The organism is Chitinophaga sp. Ak27 (assembly GCF_012726295.1).
Taxonomy (GTDB): Bacteria; Bacteroidota; Bacteroidia; order Chitinophagales; family Chitinophagaceae; genus Chitinophaga.
The window spans coordinates 207,412-223,887 of sequence record NZ_JABAOB010000005.1; the positions used below are offsets into that span (position 1 = coordinate 207,412).

Sequence of the window (16,476 nt, forward strand, 5' to 3'; positions counted from 1 at the left end):
TAATCAGCGGGAAACGCTGTTATCATGGAACCTCTACAGCGTTAAGGATTTCGCTCAATATATTTTCGCTGGTAACGTTTTCTGCTTCCGCTTCGTAGGTTAGGCCTACACGGTGACGCATTACATCGAAGCAGATGTTACGTACATCTTCCGGGATAACGTAGCCGCGGCGTTTCATGAAAGCATAGGCTTTCGCTGCCCAGGCCAGGTTAATACTGGCTCTCGGCGACCCGCCATAAGCAATGAGTGGCTTCAGCTTATTCAGCTTATAGTCTTCCGGATTACGGGTAGCAAAAACGATATCAAGAATATATTTTTCAATCTTCTCATCCATATATACCTCTCTTACCAGCTTACGGGCTTCAATGATATCTGAAGGTTGTATGATAGCGCGGATAGGGGAAGATGCTTCCGGGTTCAGGTTCTGACGGATGATCAGTTTTTCTTCTTCTTTGGTCGGGTAACCGATCACCACTTTCAGCATGAAACGGTCAACCTGCGCTTCCGGCAAGGTGTAGGTACCTTCCTGTTCTATCGGGTTCTGGGTAGCCAGTACCAGGAAGGGTTCATCCAGCTTAAAAGTATTGTCGCCGATGGTGATTTGCCTTTCCTGCATGGCTTCCAGCAGGGCGCTTTGCACTTTGGCCGGGGCGCGGTTGATTTCATCTGCCAGGATAAAATTGGCGAAGATGGGACCTCTGCGTACTACAAATTCATTCTTCTGCTGGTTGTAGATCATGGTACCTACCACGTCCGCAGGCAGGAGATCGGGCGTAAACTGTATACGACTGAATTTAGCGTTGATAGCGGATGACAGTGATTTAATAGACAGCGTTTTAGCCAAACCGGGCACGCCTTCCAGCAATACGTGGCCCTGGGCCAGTAAACCGATCAGCAATCTTTCCACCATGTAACGCTGGCCAACAATAACTTTACCTAACTCCATAGTGAGCAGGTCCACAAAGGCACTGGCCTGGTGGATCTTCTCATTCAGTTGCCGGATATCGGACGATGTATTTTCCATGCTAATAATTTTTCAGGTGTGCTAAAATAAACATTCTCTGGTCAAATAAAACTTATCACTATGTGAAGAGGCCGTTAAAATGCTGTTAAACTTGCTACTGTGGCTATTTTAGCCCACATAATCGTTTAGCGGCGATGCCTAAATTAATAAAGCCAGCCATAATTATATAATATTTTTCCGTATACCGTACCTTTACAAGGCAGAAAGCTTAAAGCCGAAAGCAAAAAGCTATTTTAGCGGACAATAAAGGCGGATACAATATTATATCCGCTAAAATAGCTTTTTGCTTTCGGCTTTAAGCTTTCATTTCATCTAAAATTAAAAGAACATGGAAGATTTTGAGCAGCGCTGGAAACCGGTAGAGGACATGCTTACCGCAAGGTTTGGTAAAACTCCCAATATGGAAGCCATCCTTTTCCTGATCGGCGTAAACGAACTAAATAACCTGAAGAAGAAATATACCAAAGAGCAAAAACAGGACCTGATGCACGTAGCGGTATGTACGCTGCTGAGCCAGAGTGGCTATTTTGAAATGGATGGCTATGACAAAGACGGCTGGCCTCATTTCAAAGAATTGCAGCCGGTCCCGAAAATGGAACTGGAAGAACAGGAACACTTCCTCAAAGAGCATATTATTGCTTACTTTGCTGATCATGAAGAAGCATAACACCCTTGTATGAGAAAACTGCTACTACTCCACACCCTTTTATTGTTGACCGTATTGTTTGCCGAAGGCCGGCATAGAAAGGTAAAAGTCTATACTCCCTATGGTACCATGGTCATCCGATTGTACGATCAAACGCCAAAACACCGCGATAACTTTCTTAAACTGGCCAGGAGCCACTTTTACGACAGCACCCTGTTTCACCGGGTCATTAATCAATTTATGATCCAGGGGGGAGATCCTGACTCAAAACATGCACCTGCGGGCGATATGCTGGGCAATGGCGACGTGGGTTATACCATTCCGCCCGAGTTTCAGCTCGACTTGTTTCACCGTAAAGGAGCGCTGGCAGCAGCCCGGGAAGACCGCCCGGATAAAGCATCTTCCGGTTGCCAGTTCTATATTGTACAAGGCAAAGTATTTACCGATGAGCAACTTGATAAACTGGAAAAAACCAGGCTGGGTGGCCGCAAAATACCCGTAGACCAGCGGCAGATATATAAAACTGAGGGAGGCACGCCACACCTGGATCAAAGCTATACCGTATTTGGCCAGGTAATAAAAGGGATGGAGGTTATTGATAAAATTGCGGCCATTAAAACCGATGGCAACAACAGACCCGTCACAGACGTGCCTATGCGGATACGGGTAGTGAAGAAATGGCTGCTTTTTTAAAGCGGAAAGCATAAAGCCGAAAACAAAAAGCTATTGAAGCGAATGACCAGTGTATATTAATTATTTGCACAAATCTCCGCTTCAATAGCTTTTTGTTTTCGGCTTTATGCTTTATGCTTTTTTACGTATTTTTACGGCTCAAAATCAAACTTGATATGAATTTTCCGTCAAATCTGCGTTACACAAAAGATCACGAATGGATTTTATTAGAAGGTAATGTGGCTACCATCGGTATTACCGAATTTGCTCAACGTGAATTAGGAGATATCGTTTTCGTGGATATTAACTCACTGAACAAACTGATTAACGCTGAAGAAGTGTTTGGTACCGTAGAAGCAGTGAAAACCGTATCTGACCTGTTCATGCCCGTTGCTGGCACTGTAAGTGAAATCAACCCTGAGCTGGATAGTTCACCAGAGCTGGTCAACGAGGATCCATATGGTGATGGCTGGATGGTAAAGGTAACCGTTACTAACCCCGCTGATGTAGATGCCCTGTTGGATGCAGCTGCATACCAGGCGCTGATAGGTGAATAATTAACATTATCATCTCTTTATATAGTAAGGACAACAGGCCTCGTTATGACGACCGGCCTGTTGTCCTTTTTACTGCATAGCGAATAACATTGCTCCATGAAACTTTTGAAATACTACCTGCCAGCTACCGTATGGATCATCCTGATCCTCATTGTATGTACCCTTCCGGGAAACGATATTCCCACTAACTCATTTTTCGAAAAAGTACATTTCGACAAAATCGTCCATTTCGGCCTGTTTGGTGGTGTGGTATTATTCCTGAGCCTGGGTATCTACCAGCAGAAAAGATATATATCACCTGCCACCCTTATCATGTTAGTTATCATTGCAGCCGCTTACGGACTGGCGATTGAGTTTATACAGAAGTACTGGGCCATTGGCCGTAGCTTCGATATATATGATGTTGTGGCCGATACCCTTGGCGCTATCGCCGGCATATGGGTATTTAAAATTGTAAGACACCTGTTTTTCTCCGGCAGGCATAAATAAAAAACCCCTCCCGCTGAGGCGGAAGGGGATTATATCTGCTTATGAGAAATAAATATGCTTATATTATTGCTGACCAGCTTCTTTCTTCGCATCATTCTTCATCTTGTCGTTCGCAAAGATGGAGAACTCACAACGACGGTTGATAGCGCGGTTAGCATCTGAATCGTTTGGAACTTTAGGTTGAGATTTACCATACCAGAAGCCCTGGATACGATTAGCTGCAATGCCCTGTTGTTTCAGATACGCAATTACACTGTTGGTTCTTCTTTCAGATAAACCCATGTTATACGCATCTGTACCTTTATCGTCAGTATGACCTTCCACACGAACGTAAGTATCAGGATACTTATTCAGGATGGTAGCCAGTTGTTTGATATTGTCCTGTGCTACAGCTGACAGATCAGATTTGTCGAAACCAAATAATACTCCGGCATCAAATGTCACGTTAATACCTTCACCCACACGCTCTACGGTTGCATTTGGCACTTCTGTCTTAATTTCCTGTGCCTGCTTGTCCATCTTCTTACCAATCAAAGCACCACCTGCACCACCTAAAGCAGCACCAATAATAGCTCCTAATGCGGTATTACCGGCTACTTTACCAATTACAGCACCAGCGGCAGCTCCACCACCTACGCCAATGGCAGCGCCTTTCTTGGTATTGTCCATGCCCTGCCAGGTTTTACAACTGAACAACATGGTTACAGATAGGACCAAAGCTACCAGAACATTGATTTTTTTCATCATAATAATTTTAAACATGAAGGTTTTTAAGCATTAATTCCGTTGACAAAACTAATTGAAAATCCTGTAAACAAATATGCTGCCAATTTAATTTAATTTATGCAGCATATTGGTTATCAAACAAGTATACTCAACGAAAACAAGACAAATATCGATAATATATATGATTGACAATATATATACCGATATTGTTGCAGAATAGTAACAACTCTACCATCAAAAAGGATCAACCTAACAGATTTTTTAATAATCCGCCAAAACCACCGCCGGCATTCGCCTGCTGTTGTTGCGCCCCGTTAGACAATACTCCCTTTAAATCTTCCAGATTAACCTGTCCGTCGCCGTTGGTGTCTAAACCACCCGACAGCTTACCCAGTATGCCTTGCAGGTTAATACCCTGTGCAGAACCTCCCGTGAGCGAGTTCAGGATGCCATCCAGGCTAAAGCTGCTGTTGGAAGGATCATTGGTTTTGTGTACCAGTGAACCAAGTACTGTAGGAATAAGACTGGCAGCCAGCTGTGTAGCCGCGCCCTTATCCAGGTTGAATTTTTCCAACAGGGTGCCCACCAGATTATTGGAAATATTGCCTACCACCGGGTTGCTGGCAGTTTCACCACCATTTCCGCTGAGTAACGACAATACTCCTTCGGTGTTGCCATTGGCCAGCTCCTGTTGTAAACCTGAAGCAATGGATTCAGTGGCAGCGCCAATTACCGCTTCATTTTGTTCATTAGGAACAGCAGGGTTATTCACCACAGCACCCTGTGCATGTTCACGGACCAGGTCCATTAATTGCTCTAACATTGGAGATGATTTTTTAGGGAAGTAAAGGTTTGCTTTTAGTGCTATACCCTTGCTATTCAAGAGTACTAAACTAAATGTAGGATATTTTGGGAAATTTAAAACGAGATTGCGGAAAGATAACAACAGATTATTCTCCGGCTACCTTTCCGCAATACTACTATCAATTACCTATAACGGCCGATTAGTTGCCTTGTTTCAGCTTTTCAGCATTTTCTGCAAACTGCAGGGCATCAATCATTTCTTTGATGTCGCCATTCATAAACGCATCCATGTTATATACCGTCATACCAATACGGTGATCAGTTACACGTCCCTGGGGATAATTATAGGTCCGTATTTTGGCAGAACGGTCGCCCGTAGACACCAGACTCTTACGCTGTGAAGCAATAGCATCCTCGTGCTTACGTACCGCCGCTTCATAGATACGGGTACGCAGCATTTTCATTGCAATTTCACGGTTGGAGTGCTGGCTACGGCCTTCCTGGCACTCTACCACCACACCGGTAGGTATGTGCGTAAGCCTCACTGCCGATTCGGTTTTATTTACGTGCTGACCACCCGCACCAGAAGAACGGAAGGTATCCATCTTAATATCTGCCTCTCTTACATCTACATCCACCTCTTCTGCCTCCGGCAACACCGCTACGGTGGCAGCAGAAGTATGCACACGGCCCGAGGCTTCTGTAGCAGGTACTCGTTGTACACGGTGTACACCGGATTCAAATTTCAGGGTGCCATATACATCGTCGCCGCTTACTTCCATCACAATTTCCTTGTAACCACCGGCAGAACCGGGGTTTTCACTCAGCAAACTGGTCGACCAGCCCTTCAGCTCACAAAAACGGAGGTACATACGGAACAAGTCTCCCGCAAAGAGACTGGCCTCATCGCCACCAGTACCTGCCCGGATTTCAAGAATAGCATTCTTTTCATCCTGCGGGTCTTTAGGAATCAACAGATTACGGATTTCCTCTTCAGCAGCACCCTTTTGCTCCTGTAATTCTTCCGTTTCGGCCTTAGCCAGCTCGCGCATTTCCTCATCGCCGCTGTCCAGCACCTCCTTGTTGAAGGCAATATTATCCAGTAATTTACGGTAGGCATCATATGCCTTCACGATCTTCTCCAGCTGCCGGTATTCCTTGCTGAGCTGACCAAACTTCTTGTTATCACTCACCACTTCCGGGTTGGTAAGCGCCAGCGATACCTGCTCGAAACGACCTTTTATAGCTTCCAGTTTGTCTATCATAATTATATTTGACTTTTGAGTAGCCTCCCCAAACCGGGAAGTGATACTGCCAATCGGGTTGCAAAATTAACACCATTAACTTAATTAAACAGCAGGTAATTGAAACAGATCAAATTAAAAGGAAAGGATATATTTAATGGTACCCGGCTGCTGGGCCCCAACAATGTACTGCTGCTCCATGAAAACGGCGTAGTAGCGGGCATTGTAGCGGCATCAGATGCCGGAGACGGCGTACAGGAACTGGATGGTATTTTGTGCCCGGGATTTGTAAATACCCATTGCCACCTGGAATTATCACATATGAAAGGCGTTATCCCGGAAAAAACCGGCCTCCCAGCCTTTCTGACCCAGGTAATGCAATCCCGCAACCAATATACCGGCGACATTAACGTGGCTATCGATAAGGCCGAACAGGAAATGTGGGATGCCGGCATTTCCGCCGTGGGAGACATTTGCAATGGAACCGCCACCCTCGTAAAAAAACAACAGGGCAGAATGTACTACCATTCCTTCGTTGAATGTATGGGCGTAGCCGATGCCGGCGCCCAAGACCGATACCAGTATAGCCTGAATATATTGGCTTCCTTCCGGGAAATCAATGGCAGCCATCATCATTGCTCTATTGTACCACATGCTCCCTATTCCGTTAGCCAAACGCTATTTGGCCTGCTGGGCAATACCCCGGGCAATACCCCGGTGACCATCCACAACCAGGAAACAGCAGCGGAAAATGAATTATTCCGGCACAAAACGGGCGATTTTCTCCGTTTTTATCAACATTTTGGCATGGATGTAAGCAGGTTCCAGCCTACCGGGACCAACAGCCTGGAAGCCTGGCTTTCTCACTTCTCCCAAAATAAAATATTACTGGTGCACAACACCTTTACTACGGAAGAGGACATACGCTTTGCACAGCAACAACCCGTGGAAACCTGGTGGTGTTTATGTCCTCAAGCCAACCTGTATATAGAAGACCGGCTACCGGACCTTCCGCTGTTCCGTCGCCTGCAATGCCCCATTACGCTGGGCACCGACAGCCTGGCTTCCAACCACCGGCTATCCATTTGGGAAGAAATAAAAACCATCCGTCACTATTTCCCGGAAATTCCGTTGGAAGAAATCCTGCAATGGGCTACTTTTAACGGCGCAAAGGCCCTGAACATCCAGGATACTTATGGTAGTTTCAACACCGGTACCAAACCAGGTGTGATATTGATTAACCAGGAAAGCAGTAGAATAATTTAGCTGTAACTTATGAATGACTTTTTGAACGAAGTATTTTTAGACAACACCATCCGGGACTATCTCGTGCTGATCGGTGTTTTATTGTTTGTATTCATCGTAAAACGATATGTATCCAAAGGACTCGCCGCCATCCTTTTCAGGCTGGTGAAGCACTGGTCGCCACAAATCGATGAAAAAGACTTTGTTAGCCTACTGTTAAGACCACTGGAATATTTCCTGCTGCTGATCACCTTTATGCTCACGATCGACCGGTTTACTTTTCCGCGTTTACTGAACGTTCATGTATATGGTAAAGTGACTCTGCAGAATGTGACAGATACCCTGCTGGAGCTGGCGCTGAGCATGAGCGTTATCTGGATTGTATTGCGGTTGATCGACTTTGTGGCCCTGGTATTGGAAAAAAAGGCCGATCTCACAGAAGACAAAACCGACAACCAGTTTATTGTTTTCTTCCGGGATTTCTTCAAAGCTATTGTCTTCATTATGGGCGCCATTGCCTTTGTGCGCATTTTGTTTGGTAGCGGGCTGGTAGAAAAGATTATCGCGGGTTTGGGTATAGGTGCTGCAGCCCTTGCCCTTGCTGCCAAAGAAAGTATTGAAAACCTGATAGGCTCCTTTATCATCTTTTTCGATAAGCCTTTCCGCGTAGGCGATAGCGTTAAGGTAGATACCTACCAGGGATCTGTAGAAAAGATAGGACTGCGTAGTACCCGCATCCGGACTCTGGAAAAAACGTTTGTCACCGTACCTAATAAAAAGATGGTAGACAGTATCCTGGACAACCTGTCGCTCCGCACCCAGCAACGGGTGGCGCTCAAAATGGAATTTGGCACCGACACGCCGGCAGAAAATCTGCTATTATTTCTGCAAGATGTACGGCAACTTTTAAAAAACGAGGCTAACGTACTGGAAGGCTTTACCGTCAACCTCCATGATTTTACAAAAGATACTTACGTGATCCAGATTATTTTCAATACCTATATCATCGACGGCAACCGCTATGCTGCACTAAGGGAGAGTATTAACCTGTCGATCATTAAACTGCTGGGAACCCGGGACATTAAATTACCCACTACTTCCACCAATGTAACGATCCTGGACGAACGAAAATAAATAATTGCTAAAAGCGGATGGGCGTTACGTTGTTTTCAGAACAACATAACGCCCATCCGCTTTAAATAATATCTGCAACTATAGCATTGACTATGCGCTTACTCCTTATCTTTATCTTTTTCTTTCTTGCTGCTGCTTAACAGAATGCGGGAGATATCAGCTTCTACAGATTCTTTAGGAGCGCCTACTATCCGGCCTTCCTCTTTGCCATCCTTAAAGATGATGATGGTAGGCAGTTTCTTCACTTTGTAATCTACCGGTGCATCGGACTGCAGTTTCTGATCGGCGCCAAACATCACTACCTGTTCATCGGGGCTGCCACCGGTAATCATCACTTTATAGAGCGCAGGAACTACTTCGCGGCTGGTCTGATCCCAGGTGCCCATTACCACTACCATATTGAAGCCGCTGCGATTGGCTTTAATATAATTGAGCATATTGTCATTGGGTTCATAGCTGTTGACACCTTTATAGAACCAGGTGGTACCAGGATCATTCATTAATGTCTTCATATCTATCTTACCTTTCAGTACCTTGTCATTGTCATTCTGTGCCCAGGCCAGCGTGGAGAAAAGCAGGCTGCCACCCAGGAGTAATGTTTTCAAACGCATAATGATGTTTTTATAATTGATCTTTCAGTTCCGTTAAGAAACCCCGTACCTTCAGCAAAGCTTGTACCATTTCGAAATTACGGGCTGCCAGCTTGTGATCTTCCTTCAGTTTTTGCTTGGCTCCTTCGATGGTATATTTTCTTTCCCGCAACAGGTGATAAATTAGTTTGAGATGCTGAATATCTTCCTGTCGGAAAAGACGATCGCCTTTCCGGTTCTTTTTGGGTTGCAGTATATCAAATTCATTTTCCCAATAGCGGATAAGCGAAGTATTCACCTTAAACATGGCTGCAACCTCACTGATCGAATAATACTGCTTATCTAGTATTAATTTATCCAGTTCCATAATCAGATCCGGGTCCTCCGATAGCTCTTTCAGTGATTTACGACCCCGTTTTTTCCCGACTATGTCGGAAACCGCGGTAGCTTTTTTGCTTTTTGCCTTAACTTTTACTTTAGCTGGCACTGTTACCGCTGCTCCTGTGGGATGCGGTATTCCAGATGTCGAAAAAAGATCTAGCTGGTGCATCGGAGTAAAAAACGAGGTGACAAATATCTTTTACGAAGATGAAGTTAAGCTTTTCGTGGTAAGCTTTACCTTTTTTGTCACTTGTTTTTTGGCCGGGACCAGCTGACGGGGATTTATAACTGCTTAAAAATGAAAGCCTGTTACCGGAAATACTAGTCAAAGGACTGGTTGCCGGACCTGGCCATCTTGAGCATGCGGTCAAACTGCTCGGGAGTAAGATCATTAAAGAAGAAGTATACAGGATCCACTTTTTCCCCATTTTTCATCACCTCATAGTGGCAGTGGGGACCGGTAGATTTACCGGTACTACCTACCCAGCCCAATACATCACCACGCTTTACTGCCTGGCCGGCCTTTACTTTCATGCGCAGCATGTGACCATAGAGGGTTTTATAACCATAGCCATGACGTATTATCACGTGGTTGCCATATCCTACGTCACTCAGGCTGGCGTCTTCCACCACGCCATCGCCCGTAGCATAGATAGCCGTGCCGCTGGGCGCTGCAAAATCCAGTCCCGCATGATATTTCATGGTTTTATAGATTGGATCTATACGATAACCGAAACCGGAGGCAATATGCTTAAGATCTTTATTGGATACCGGTTGAATGGCGGGAATAGAGGCCAGCATCTGCTGCTTGTTCTTCACCATTTTATCGATTTCGTTGTAGGAGGCTTCCTGGGCTTTAACGCGGTTGGTCAATTCTTTCAGCAATACCGATGTAGAGGCAATAATTTCGCTGCTGGCAAAGGATTGCAGCTGGGCAGCTTCTTCATCGCGCTTAATTTTACCCATACGGGCACTATCCGGAATAGGAGAGGCTTCGAAGATGACCCGGTAAATTTCATTGTCCCTGTCCTCCAGTTCGGCCAATTTGCCTTTCATTTCTTTCATACGGCCCTGTAAGGCTTCGTACTTTTCCCTCATCCCTTCCAGGTCGCCCCGTAAGGACTTTTCTTTGGGAGAGTCGACCACCCGGTAAGCGATGGAGAGGAAGATAGCGCCGGTAACAATAGCTGCAGACACAAATCCCAATATCCGGAGGATCTTTACCCGCAGTGATACTACGAGCTTTTCATATTTTAATGTTTGGGTATTATAAAAATATTTAACCTTCTTCATGCACCAGGGTATACTTTATGCGCCATAGTGCAGTGAACGCTATGACAGCAGATTTATTTCATGGGTGACAAACATCCGGATGTTATTCTCGTTGGCATTTTTTCCCCACCCAACTATTTTTGCCGGGTTACATAACCTGTTTTGCATAATCATACAGGTTTCAATATTTTTGCACTCCCTTTAACACGGCGGGAAAATAAGGCGCACAAACCTACTGTAATTAGATTAAAACATCAACCTTTTGAATGTCAATTTTCTAACTACTTTATAAGGGCTTGAAACACAGTAACAAGCCCAAAGCGGGTCAAATCGCCCTTATAAGATATAAAATACATATTAATTTGTATCAATATTTATGACAGCATCTGAAATAAGACAGCAATTCCTGGACTTTTTTGCCTCCAAAGGACACCAGATAGTGCCCTCAGCACCGATCGTTATTAAAAACGACCCCACGCTGATGTTCACCAATGCGGGTATGAACCAGTTTAAGGATTATTTCCTTGGAAACCGGGTGCCTCCCCACAAAAGAGTGGTCGATACACAAAAGTGTCTGCGGGTAAGCGGCAAGCACAACGACCTGGAAGAAGTAGGTATTGATACTTACCACCATACCATGTTTGAAATGCTTGGCAACTGGAGCTTTGGCGACTATTTTAAGAAGGAAGCCATTGCCTGGAGCTGGGAATTACTGACAGAAGTATATAAAATCCCGAAAAACAAACTCTATGTAACTGTTTTTCAGGGAGATGCAAACGAAAATCTGCCAAAAGACGAGGAAGCGTATAATTTCTGGAAAGAGCATATCGCAGAAGACCGTATTCTGCTGGGTAACAAAAAGGATAACTTCTGGGAAATGGGAGATACCGGTCCTTGCGGCCCTTGTTCCGAAATTCACGTAGACTGCCGCCCCGATGAAGAAAGAAAAAAAGTAGATGGTAAAACGCTCGTGAATGCGGATCACCCACAGGTGATTGAAATATGGAACAACGTATTCATGCAGTTCAACCGCCTGAAAGATAAGTCCCTCGAATCACTGCCGGCACAACATGTGGATACCGGTATGGGCCTCGAACGTTTAGTAAGAGTATTACAGGGCAAAACATCCAACTATGACACCGACCTGTTTATGGGCACTATCCATACTACGGAAGGACTCAGTGGTAAAAAATATACAGGCACCGACGATAAAAAGGATGTGGCTTTCCGCGTAATAGCTGACCATATCCGTGCTATCTCCTTTACGATAGCAGACGGACAACTACCGTCCAATACCGGCGCAGGCTATGTTATTCGCCGTATCCTGCGCAGAGCTGTACGTTATTACTATTCCTTCCTGGATGTAAAAAAACCACTGCTGCATGATCTGGTACCTGTATTAGCTGCACAGTTTTCACATGTGTTCCCTGAATTACAGCAACAGGTAGACTTTGTGAAGAAAGTAGTATTTGAAGAAGAAAATAACTTCCTGCGTACCCTAGAAAGCGGTATACGCCGGATTGAAGACTTCCTTCAACACGCCACAGTTAAGGCTGTAGATGGTAAAACTGCCTTTGAATTATACGACACCTACGGTTTCCCTTATGACCTGACCAGCCTTATCGCTGCAGAAAAAGGTTTCTCCGTAGATGAAAAAGGATTTGAAGCGGCCATGAAAGAACAGAAAGACCGCTCCCGTGCTGCTACCGAATTAGATATGGGCGACTGGGTTATCCTGGACGAAACTCCCAACTCTGTTTTTGTAGGCTACGAACAACTGGAAAGCAATACCAAACTGCTGAAATACCGTACCGTAAAAGCAAAAGGTAAAGAGCAGTTCCAGCTGGTGCTGGGTCAAACACCATTCTACGCTGAAAGCGGCGGACAGGTAGGTGACACCGGTGTGCTACATTTTGGGGACGAAATAGTGCACGTAACCGATACCAAAAAGGAAAATAACCTGACAATACACTTTGCAGATAAACTGCCTGCGGAACCAGCTGCAGCCGTAAAAGCAGTGGTAGCAAAGGATAAACGCCACAATACCGAGCGTCATCACTCCGCTACGCACTTGCTGCATGCCGCTCTACGTAAAGTGCTGGGTACACATGTTGCCCAGAAAGGATCCCTGGTAAATGCAGACGCATTGCGCTTCGACTTCTCCCACTTCGCCAAAGTAACGGACGAAGAACTGGCACAGATAGAAGCGATTGTGAATGAAAAAATCCGCGAAAACATCCCGGTAGTGATCCGCGAGCTGCCTAAGGAAGAAGCGCTAAAGCTTGGCGCCATGGCCTTGTTTGGCGAAAAATATGGTGATGTGGTACGCGTAGTAATTATAGATCCTGCCTATAGTGTAGAATTGTGCGGTGGCACCCACATCAGCTCAACCGGCGAACTGGGCCAGTTTAAATTTGTATCGGAAGCTGCAGTAGCCGCAGGCGTTCGTCGCGTAGAAGCGGTTACGGGCGCTAAAGCAGAGGCTTTTGTGAACGAACAACTGCAGCAGTTGAAAGAAATTAAAGCCGCGCTGAAAAACCCGAAGGAAATTGTAAAGTCCGTAGAAACCCTGTTGCAAGACAAAGCTGTGCTGGAAAAGCAGCTGGAAGCCATGGAACAGGAGAAAGTACGCGCCCTGGCAGCCAGCCTGCGTAACCAGGCGGAACAAATCAATGGCGTTAATTTCCTTGGTCAGGTGGTGAATGTCAGCAATGCAGAAGGATTAAAGCAATTGTCCTTCCAGCTGAAAAATGAAATCCCTGATCATGTACTGCTATTTGTTGCCAACATTGGTGGTAAAGCCAGTATCGCGCTTTCCATCGATGAAAAACTGGTAGCTGCCAAAGGATGGGAAGCACCTAAAATCATCAAAGAACAGATAGCTCCCCTGATTAAAGGTGGCGGCGGAGGCCAAAAAACCTTCGCTACAGCCGGCGGACAAGAAACCGATAAGCTGGACCAGGTGATATCAGCAGTGAAGAAAGCGATTTCTTAAAGCGAAAAACTGAAAGTATAAAGCGAAAAGCTATTGTGGAGAATGACCAAAGCGAGTTTTAAATATCCGCTAAGATTATTCTCCACAATAGCTTTTCGCTTTATACTTTCAGCCTTCTGCTCCATTTTAACTTTTTCTTTCCTTCCTCACCCTTTAAATTTGTTGCATTAGTTTAAATTTAGTCAACAAAAAACGTTTAAATACCATGACCAGGTTACTGCAAATCCTCACATTGGCAGGCTTTTCCTGCTTCACCATGAGCGCGGTATCTGCGCAATCCCAGACGCCTTCCAAAGACCAGATGGGCGAGTTTGATGAAATTGTCATCAAACACAAAAGTGACAAAGATGGAAAGGTAACAGTAGAAATCAAAAAAGGCGACATCCTGGTAAACGGGGAAAAGATTGATCAATACAACGATCCTAACCTATCTGTTTTCCGCAGGAAAATTACCCCGCGCAACGGCAATACATTAAGCTTCGACAGCGACAACCCACGCGATAACTTCAGCCTGTTTAACGATGATAACAGTGGCGGCGATGAAATGCCATTGCCTGTCAATAAAGCCATGCTGGGAGTGATTACGGAGAAAAAAGCGGCTACCGGTGTTACCGTAAAATCTGTTGCCAAAGGGACTCCTGCCGACAAATCCGGCATTAAACCCGGGGATATTATCACCGCAGTAGGTCCCGATAAAATAAACGAACCAGCCGAATTGTATGAAGCCATCGGTAAGCATGCACCATCAGATGAAATAACCATCACGTATATACGTGATGGAAAGCCGAAAAGCGTTATTGTAAAGCTGGAAGCCAGGAAAGACCTGGGCACCGGTGAGGGTTGGAACAATCTCCCTCCAAGAAATATGCCCCGCAGCTTTAGCTTCCCGTCTCCATATCCACGCGGAGGCCAGCCATTTGGCTATGGCTGGCATCACCAGGCAGAAGAAGGGGAAAAGCTGGGATTGCAGGTACAGGATACCGAAAACGATGAAGGCGCGGTGGTAATAGATATTGCACCAGGATCGGCAGCTGCCAAGGCAGGGTTTCAGAAAAACGACATCGTAACAGAACTGGCCGGCACACCTGTAAAAAATGTAGCCGATCTTTCCGCAACTTACCGCGACAACCTGGAAAAGGGCCAGTTTACCGCCACTGTAAAGAGAAATAACAGCGCTACTTCCTTAACCGTTAAAGTACCGAAGAAACTGAACAAGGCTGACTTATAGCTATTTCATCACCATCTTCATTAATTTCAGTTTATTTTTAAACGGTGGGTATTTCATGGGCACATCCAGCCAGGTACCGGTTTTCAACATTCCTTTCTGATGGGTAAAGGTATCGAAGCTGTATTTACCATGGTAACGGCCCATACCACTATAACCGGCACCCCCAAAAGGCAGTTCAGGGTTAGTGAGATGTACCAGGGCATTGTTAACACAGCCACCGCCAAAGCGCACCTGCTCTATCAGCATCCTTTCTGTTTTTTTACTCTTCGTAAAAACATAGAGGGCCAGCGGATAGGGCAGTTGTTTTATAGCCTGTATAGCCTGTAACAGGTCAGTATAAGTGAGTATGGGCAATACCGGGCCAAATATTTCCTCCTGCATCACCGGATCCGACCATTCCACATCTTCCAGCAGGGTAGGAGCGATATACAGGTTATCCCGGTCTTTTTGCCCGCCATGTACAATATGGCCTTCTTCCAGGTAGGCAGCTACTGTATCAAATCGCCGCGTATTGATCATCCGGGCATAGTCGCCACTGCTGGCAGGATTATCTCCAAAAAATTCTACAATGGCTGCTTTCATGGCCGCTACCAGCTCCTCTTTTACCCGCTGATGTACCAATAAGTAATCGGGCGCCACACAGGTTTGGCCGGCATTCCAGAACTTACCCCAAACAATACGTTTAGCCGCTACCGTTATATTCACTTTTTCATCCACCACGCAGGGCGATTTCCCCCCCAGCTCCAGGGTAACGGGCGTCAGATGTGGTACCGCCATTTCCATAATTTTTTTTCCTACCGGTATACTACCCGTAAAGAATACGTGGTCAAAACGGCAACTCATCAACATAGGAATCACTTCCTGGCCATCGCCTTCCACCACGGTCACATACGCGGGTTCAAAAGTATCTGCAATCAGTTCTTTCACCACCTGGGCCGTATGTGGCGCCATTTCAGACGGTTTGATGATGGCACAGTTACCGCCCGCAATAGCTCCCAGCAAAGGGCTGATCAGCAGCATAAACGGATAATTCCAGGGGCCTATTATCAGGGTGAGCCCTAATGGCTGCTTATACACCCGGCTGCTGCTGGGATAGGTGACGAAGGGGGATGTCACTACTTCCGGTTCCATCCATAGTTTCAGCCCCTCAAGTATATAATTGATTTCTTCATATAAAAAACCTATTTCACTCCCGTAAGATTCAACAGGATGTTTATGCAAATCGGCCTTCAGGGCTGCCGTAATTTTATCCTCAAACTTTTGGATACCCTTTTTCAGTCGCTTCAGCTGCGCTCTGCGAAAGGCATAAGGCAGGGTAACACCCGTATCGAAATAAACCTGTTGTGCCTGATAAAGCTGGGTAATCTGGGCCTTGCTGATCATAGGGAATTTTTTTATAGATGATGTGTATCTCAATTTAGGGATTTATTGGCACCAAATAGCCTGAAATCACGGTATTATTTGAATAT

Annotated in this window: 16 protein-coding genes; 8 read left to right on the forward strand and 8 right to left on the reverse strand. The window is 45.5% G+C overall.

The genetic code is table 11. The features are described 5' to 3' along the window. Positions 1–22 precede the first annotated feature (22 nt). Positions 23–982, reverse strand: coding sequence for an AAA family ATPase (locus HGH90_RS18220; protein ID WP_410493696.1), 960 nt, complete (start codon positions 980–982; stop codon positions 23–25). A 370-nt stretch (positions 983–1,352) separates the two neighbouring features. On the opposite strand from HGH90_RS18220, the gene HGH90_RS18225 reads away from it, so the two are divergent. The 4 genes from HGH90_RS18225 (at position 1,353) to HGH90_RS18240 (ending at position 3,388) form a co-directional block, all read left to right on the forward strand. Then, positions 1,353–1,691 carry a hypothetical protein gene (locus HGH90_RS18225; protein WP_169191677.1) on the forward strand — a complete coding sequence of 113 codons (339 nt, stop codon included), beginning with the start codon at positions 1,353–1,355 and terminating at the stop codon, positions 1,689–1,691. Between the two features lie 9 nt (positions 1,692–1,700). Next, a complete protein-coding gene (locus tag HGH90_RS18230; protein WP_169191678.1) occupies positions 1,701–2,363 on the forward strand; it encodes a peptidylprolyl isomerase in 663 nt (220 codons plus the stop codon). 155 nt (positions 2,364–2,518) lie between these two features. Continuing rightward, a complete protein-coding gene (gene gcvH, locus HGH90_RS18235; protein ID WP_168766591.1) occupies positions 2,519–2,899 on the forward strand; it encodes a glycine cleavage system protein GcvH in 381 nt (126 codons plus the stop codon). A 96-nt stretch (positions 2,900–2,995) separates the two neighbouring features. After that, positions 2,996–3,388, forward strand: a complete 393-nt coding sequence (locus tag HGH90_RS18240; RefSeq protein ID WP_168766590.1) for a VanZ family protein — start codon at positions 2,996–2,998, stop codon at positions 3,386–3,388. A gap of 63 nt (positions 3,389–3,451) precedes the next feature. On the opposite strand, the gene HGH90_RS18245 is transcribed toward HGH90_RS18240, so the two are convergent. The 3 genes from HGH90_RS18245 to prfA form a co-directional block, all read right to left on the reverse strand. Continuing rightward, complete coding sequence (locus HGH90_RS18245) at positions 3,452–4,135, reverse strand: OmpA family protein (RefSeq protein ID WP_248277031.1); 684 nt, start codon at positions 4,133–4,135, stop codon at positions 3,452–3,454. A gap of 223 nt (positions 4,136–4,358) precedes the next feature. Then, the gene (locus HGH90_RS18250) at positions 4,359–4,937 is read right to left on the reverse strand and encodes a hypothetical protein (protein WP_168766589.1); all 579 of its coding nucleotides are present in this window, start codon (positions 4,935–4,937) and stop codon (positions 4,359–4,361) included. Positions 4,938–5,118: 181 nt separating this feature from the next. Next, positions 5,119–6,183, reverse strand: coding sequence for a peptide chain release factor 1 (gene prfA, locus HGH90_RS18255; RefSeq protein WP_145662923.1), 1,065 nt, complete (start codon positions 6,181–6,183; stop codon positions 5,119–5,121). Between the two features lie 99 nt (positions 6,184–6,282). On the opposite strand from prfA, the gene HGH90_RS18260 reads away from it, so the two are divergent. Next, on the forward strand, positions 6,283–7,428 hold the full coding sequence (locus tag HGH90_RS18260) for an amidohydrolase family protein (RefSeq protein WP_168766588.1): 1,146 nt from the start codon (positions 6,283–6,285) through the stop codon (positions 7,426–7,428). A 9-nt stretch (positions 7,429–7,437) separates the two neighbouring features. Next, positions 7,438–8,541: a mechanosensitive ion channel family protein gene (locus tag HGH90_RS18265; RefSeq protein ID WP_168766587.1), complete on the forward strand. Its 1,104-nt coding sequence runs from the start codon at positions 7,438–7,440 to the stop codon at positions 8,539–8,541. A gap of 98 nt (positions 8,542–8,639) precedes the next feature. Here HGH90_RS18265 and HGH90_RS18270 read toward each other — a convergent pair whose 3' ends face one another. From HGH90_RS18270 to HGH90_RS18280, 3 genes are all read right to left on the reverse strand, one after another. Continuing rightward, positions 8,640–9,152: a thioredoxin domain-containing protein gene (locus HGH90_RS18270; protein ID WP_168766586.1), complete on the reverse strand. Its 513-nt coding sequence runs from the start codon at positions 9,150–9,152 to the stop codon at positions 8,640–8,642. A gap of 10 nt (positions 9,153–9,162) precedes the next feature. Further along, positions 9,163–9,681 (reverse strand): MerR family transcriptional regulator, encoded by a 519-nt coding sequence (locus tag HGH90_RS31795; protein WP_247680015.1) that lies wholly within the window; start codon positions 9,679–9,681, stop codon positions 9,163–9,165. A 152-nt stretch (positions 9,682–9,833) separates the two neighbouring features. Further along, on the reverse strand, positions 9,834–10,805 hold the full coding sequence (locus HGH90_RS18280) for a M23 family metallopeptidase (protein ID WP_168766585.1): 972 nt from the start codon (positions 10,803–10,805) through the stop codon (positions 9,834–9,836). Between the two features lie 355 nt (positions 10,806–11,160). On the opposite strand from HGH90_RS18280, the gene alaS reads away from it, so the two are divergent. Together alaS and HGH90_RS18290 are read left to right on the forward strand one after the other, a co-directional pair. Continuing rightward, on the forward strand, positions 11,161–13,779 hold the full coding sequence (gene alaS / locus HGH90_RS18285; RefSeq protein WP_168766584.1) for an alanine--tRNA ligase: 2,619 nt from the start codon (positions 11,161–11,163) through the stop codon (positions 13,777–13,779). Positions 13,780–13,984: 205 nt separating this feature from the next. Continuing rightward, the gene (locus HGH90_RS18290; RefSeq protein WP_169191679.1) at positions 13,985–15,007 is read left to right on the forward strand and encodes a PDZ domain-containing protein; all 1,023 of its coding nucleotides are present in this window, start codon (positions 13,985–13,987) and stop codon (positions 15,005–15,007) included. On the opposite strand, the gene HGH90_RS18295 is transcribed toward HGH90_RS18290, so the two are convergent. Then, positions 15,008–16,423, reverse strand: a complete 1,416-nt coding sequence (locus tag HGH90_RS18295; protein WP_262888594.1) for an aldehyde dehydrogenase — start codon at positions 16,421–16,423, stop codon at positions 15,008–15,010. Positions 16,424–16,476: the final 53 nt, after the last annotated feature.

What these genes read in the sequence shown, in the direction of transcription:
- HGH90_RS18290 (WP_169191679.1), top strand. Translation starts at nt 13,985, where the DNA reads ATGACCAGGTTACTGCAAATCCTCACATTGGCAGGCTTTTCCTGCTTC.
- alaS (WP_168766584.1), top strand. Translation starts at nt 11,161, where the DNA reads ATGACAGCATCTGAAATAAGACAGCAATTCCTGGACTTTTTTGCCTCC.
- HGH90_RS31795 (WP_247680015.1), bottom strand. Translation starts at nt 9,681, where the DNA reads ATGCACCAGCTAGATCTTTTTTCGACATCTGGAATACCGCATCCCACA.
- HGH90_RS18250 (WP_168766589.1), bottom strand. Translation starts at nt 4,937, where the DNA reads ATGTTAGAGCAATTAATGGACCTGGTCCGTGAACATGCACAGGGTGCT.
- HGH90_RS18280 (WP_168766585.1), bottom strand. Translation starts at nt 10,805, where the DNA reads ATGAAGAAGGTTAAATATTTTTATAATACCCAAACATTAAAATATGAA.
- HGH90_RS18230 (WP_169191678.1), top strand. Translation starts at nt 1,701, where the DNA reads ATGAGAAAACTGCTACTACTCCACACCCTTTTATTGTTGACCGTATTG.
- HGH90_RS18245 (WP_248277031.1), bottom strand. Translation starts at nt 4,135, where the DNA reads ATGATGAAAAAAATCAATGTTCTGGTAGCTTTGGTCCTATCTGTAACC.
- prfA (WP_145662923.1), bottom strand. Translation starts at nt 6,183, where the DNA reads ATGATAGACAAACTGGAAGCTATAAAAGGTCGTTTCGAGCAGGTATCG.
- HGH90_RS18225 (WP_169191677.1), top strand. Translation starts at nt 1,353, where the DNA reads ATGGAAGATTTTGAGCAGCGCTGGAAACCGGTAGAGGACATGCTTACC.
- HGH90_RS18270 (WP_168766586.1), bottom strand. Translation starts at nt 9,152, where the DNA reads ATGCGTTTGAAAACATTACTCCTGGGTGGCAGCCTGCTTTTCTCCACG.
- HGH90_RS18240 (WP_168766590.1), top strand. Translation starts at nt 2,996, where the DNA reads ATGAAACTTTTGAAATACTACCTGCCAGCTACCGTATGGATCATCCTG.
- HGH90_RS18265 (WP_168766587.1), top strand. Translation starts at nt 7,438, where the DNA reads ATGAATGACTTTTTGAACGAAGTATTTTTAGACAACACCATCCGGGAC.
- gcvH (WP_168766591.1), top strand. Translation starts at nt 2,519, where the DNA reads ATGAATTTTCCGTCAAATCTGCGTTACACAAAAGATCACGAATGGATT.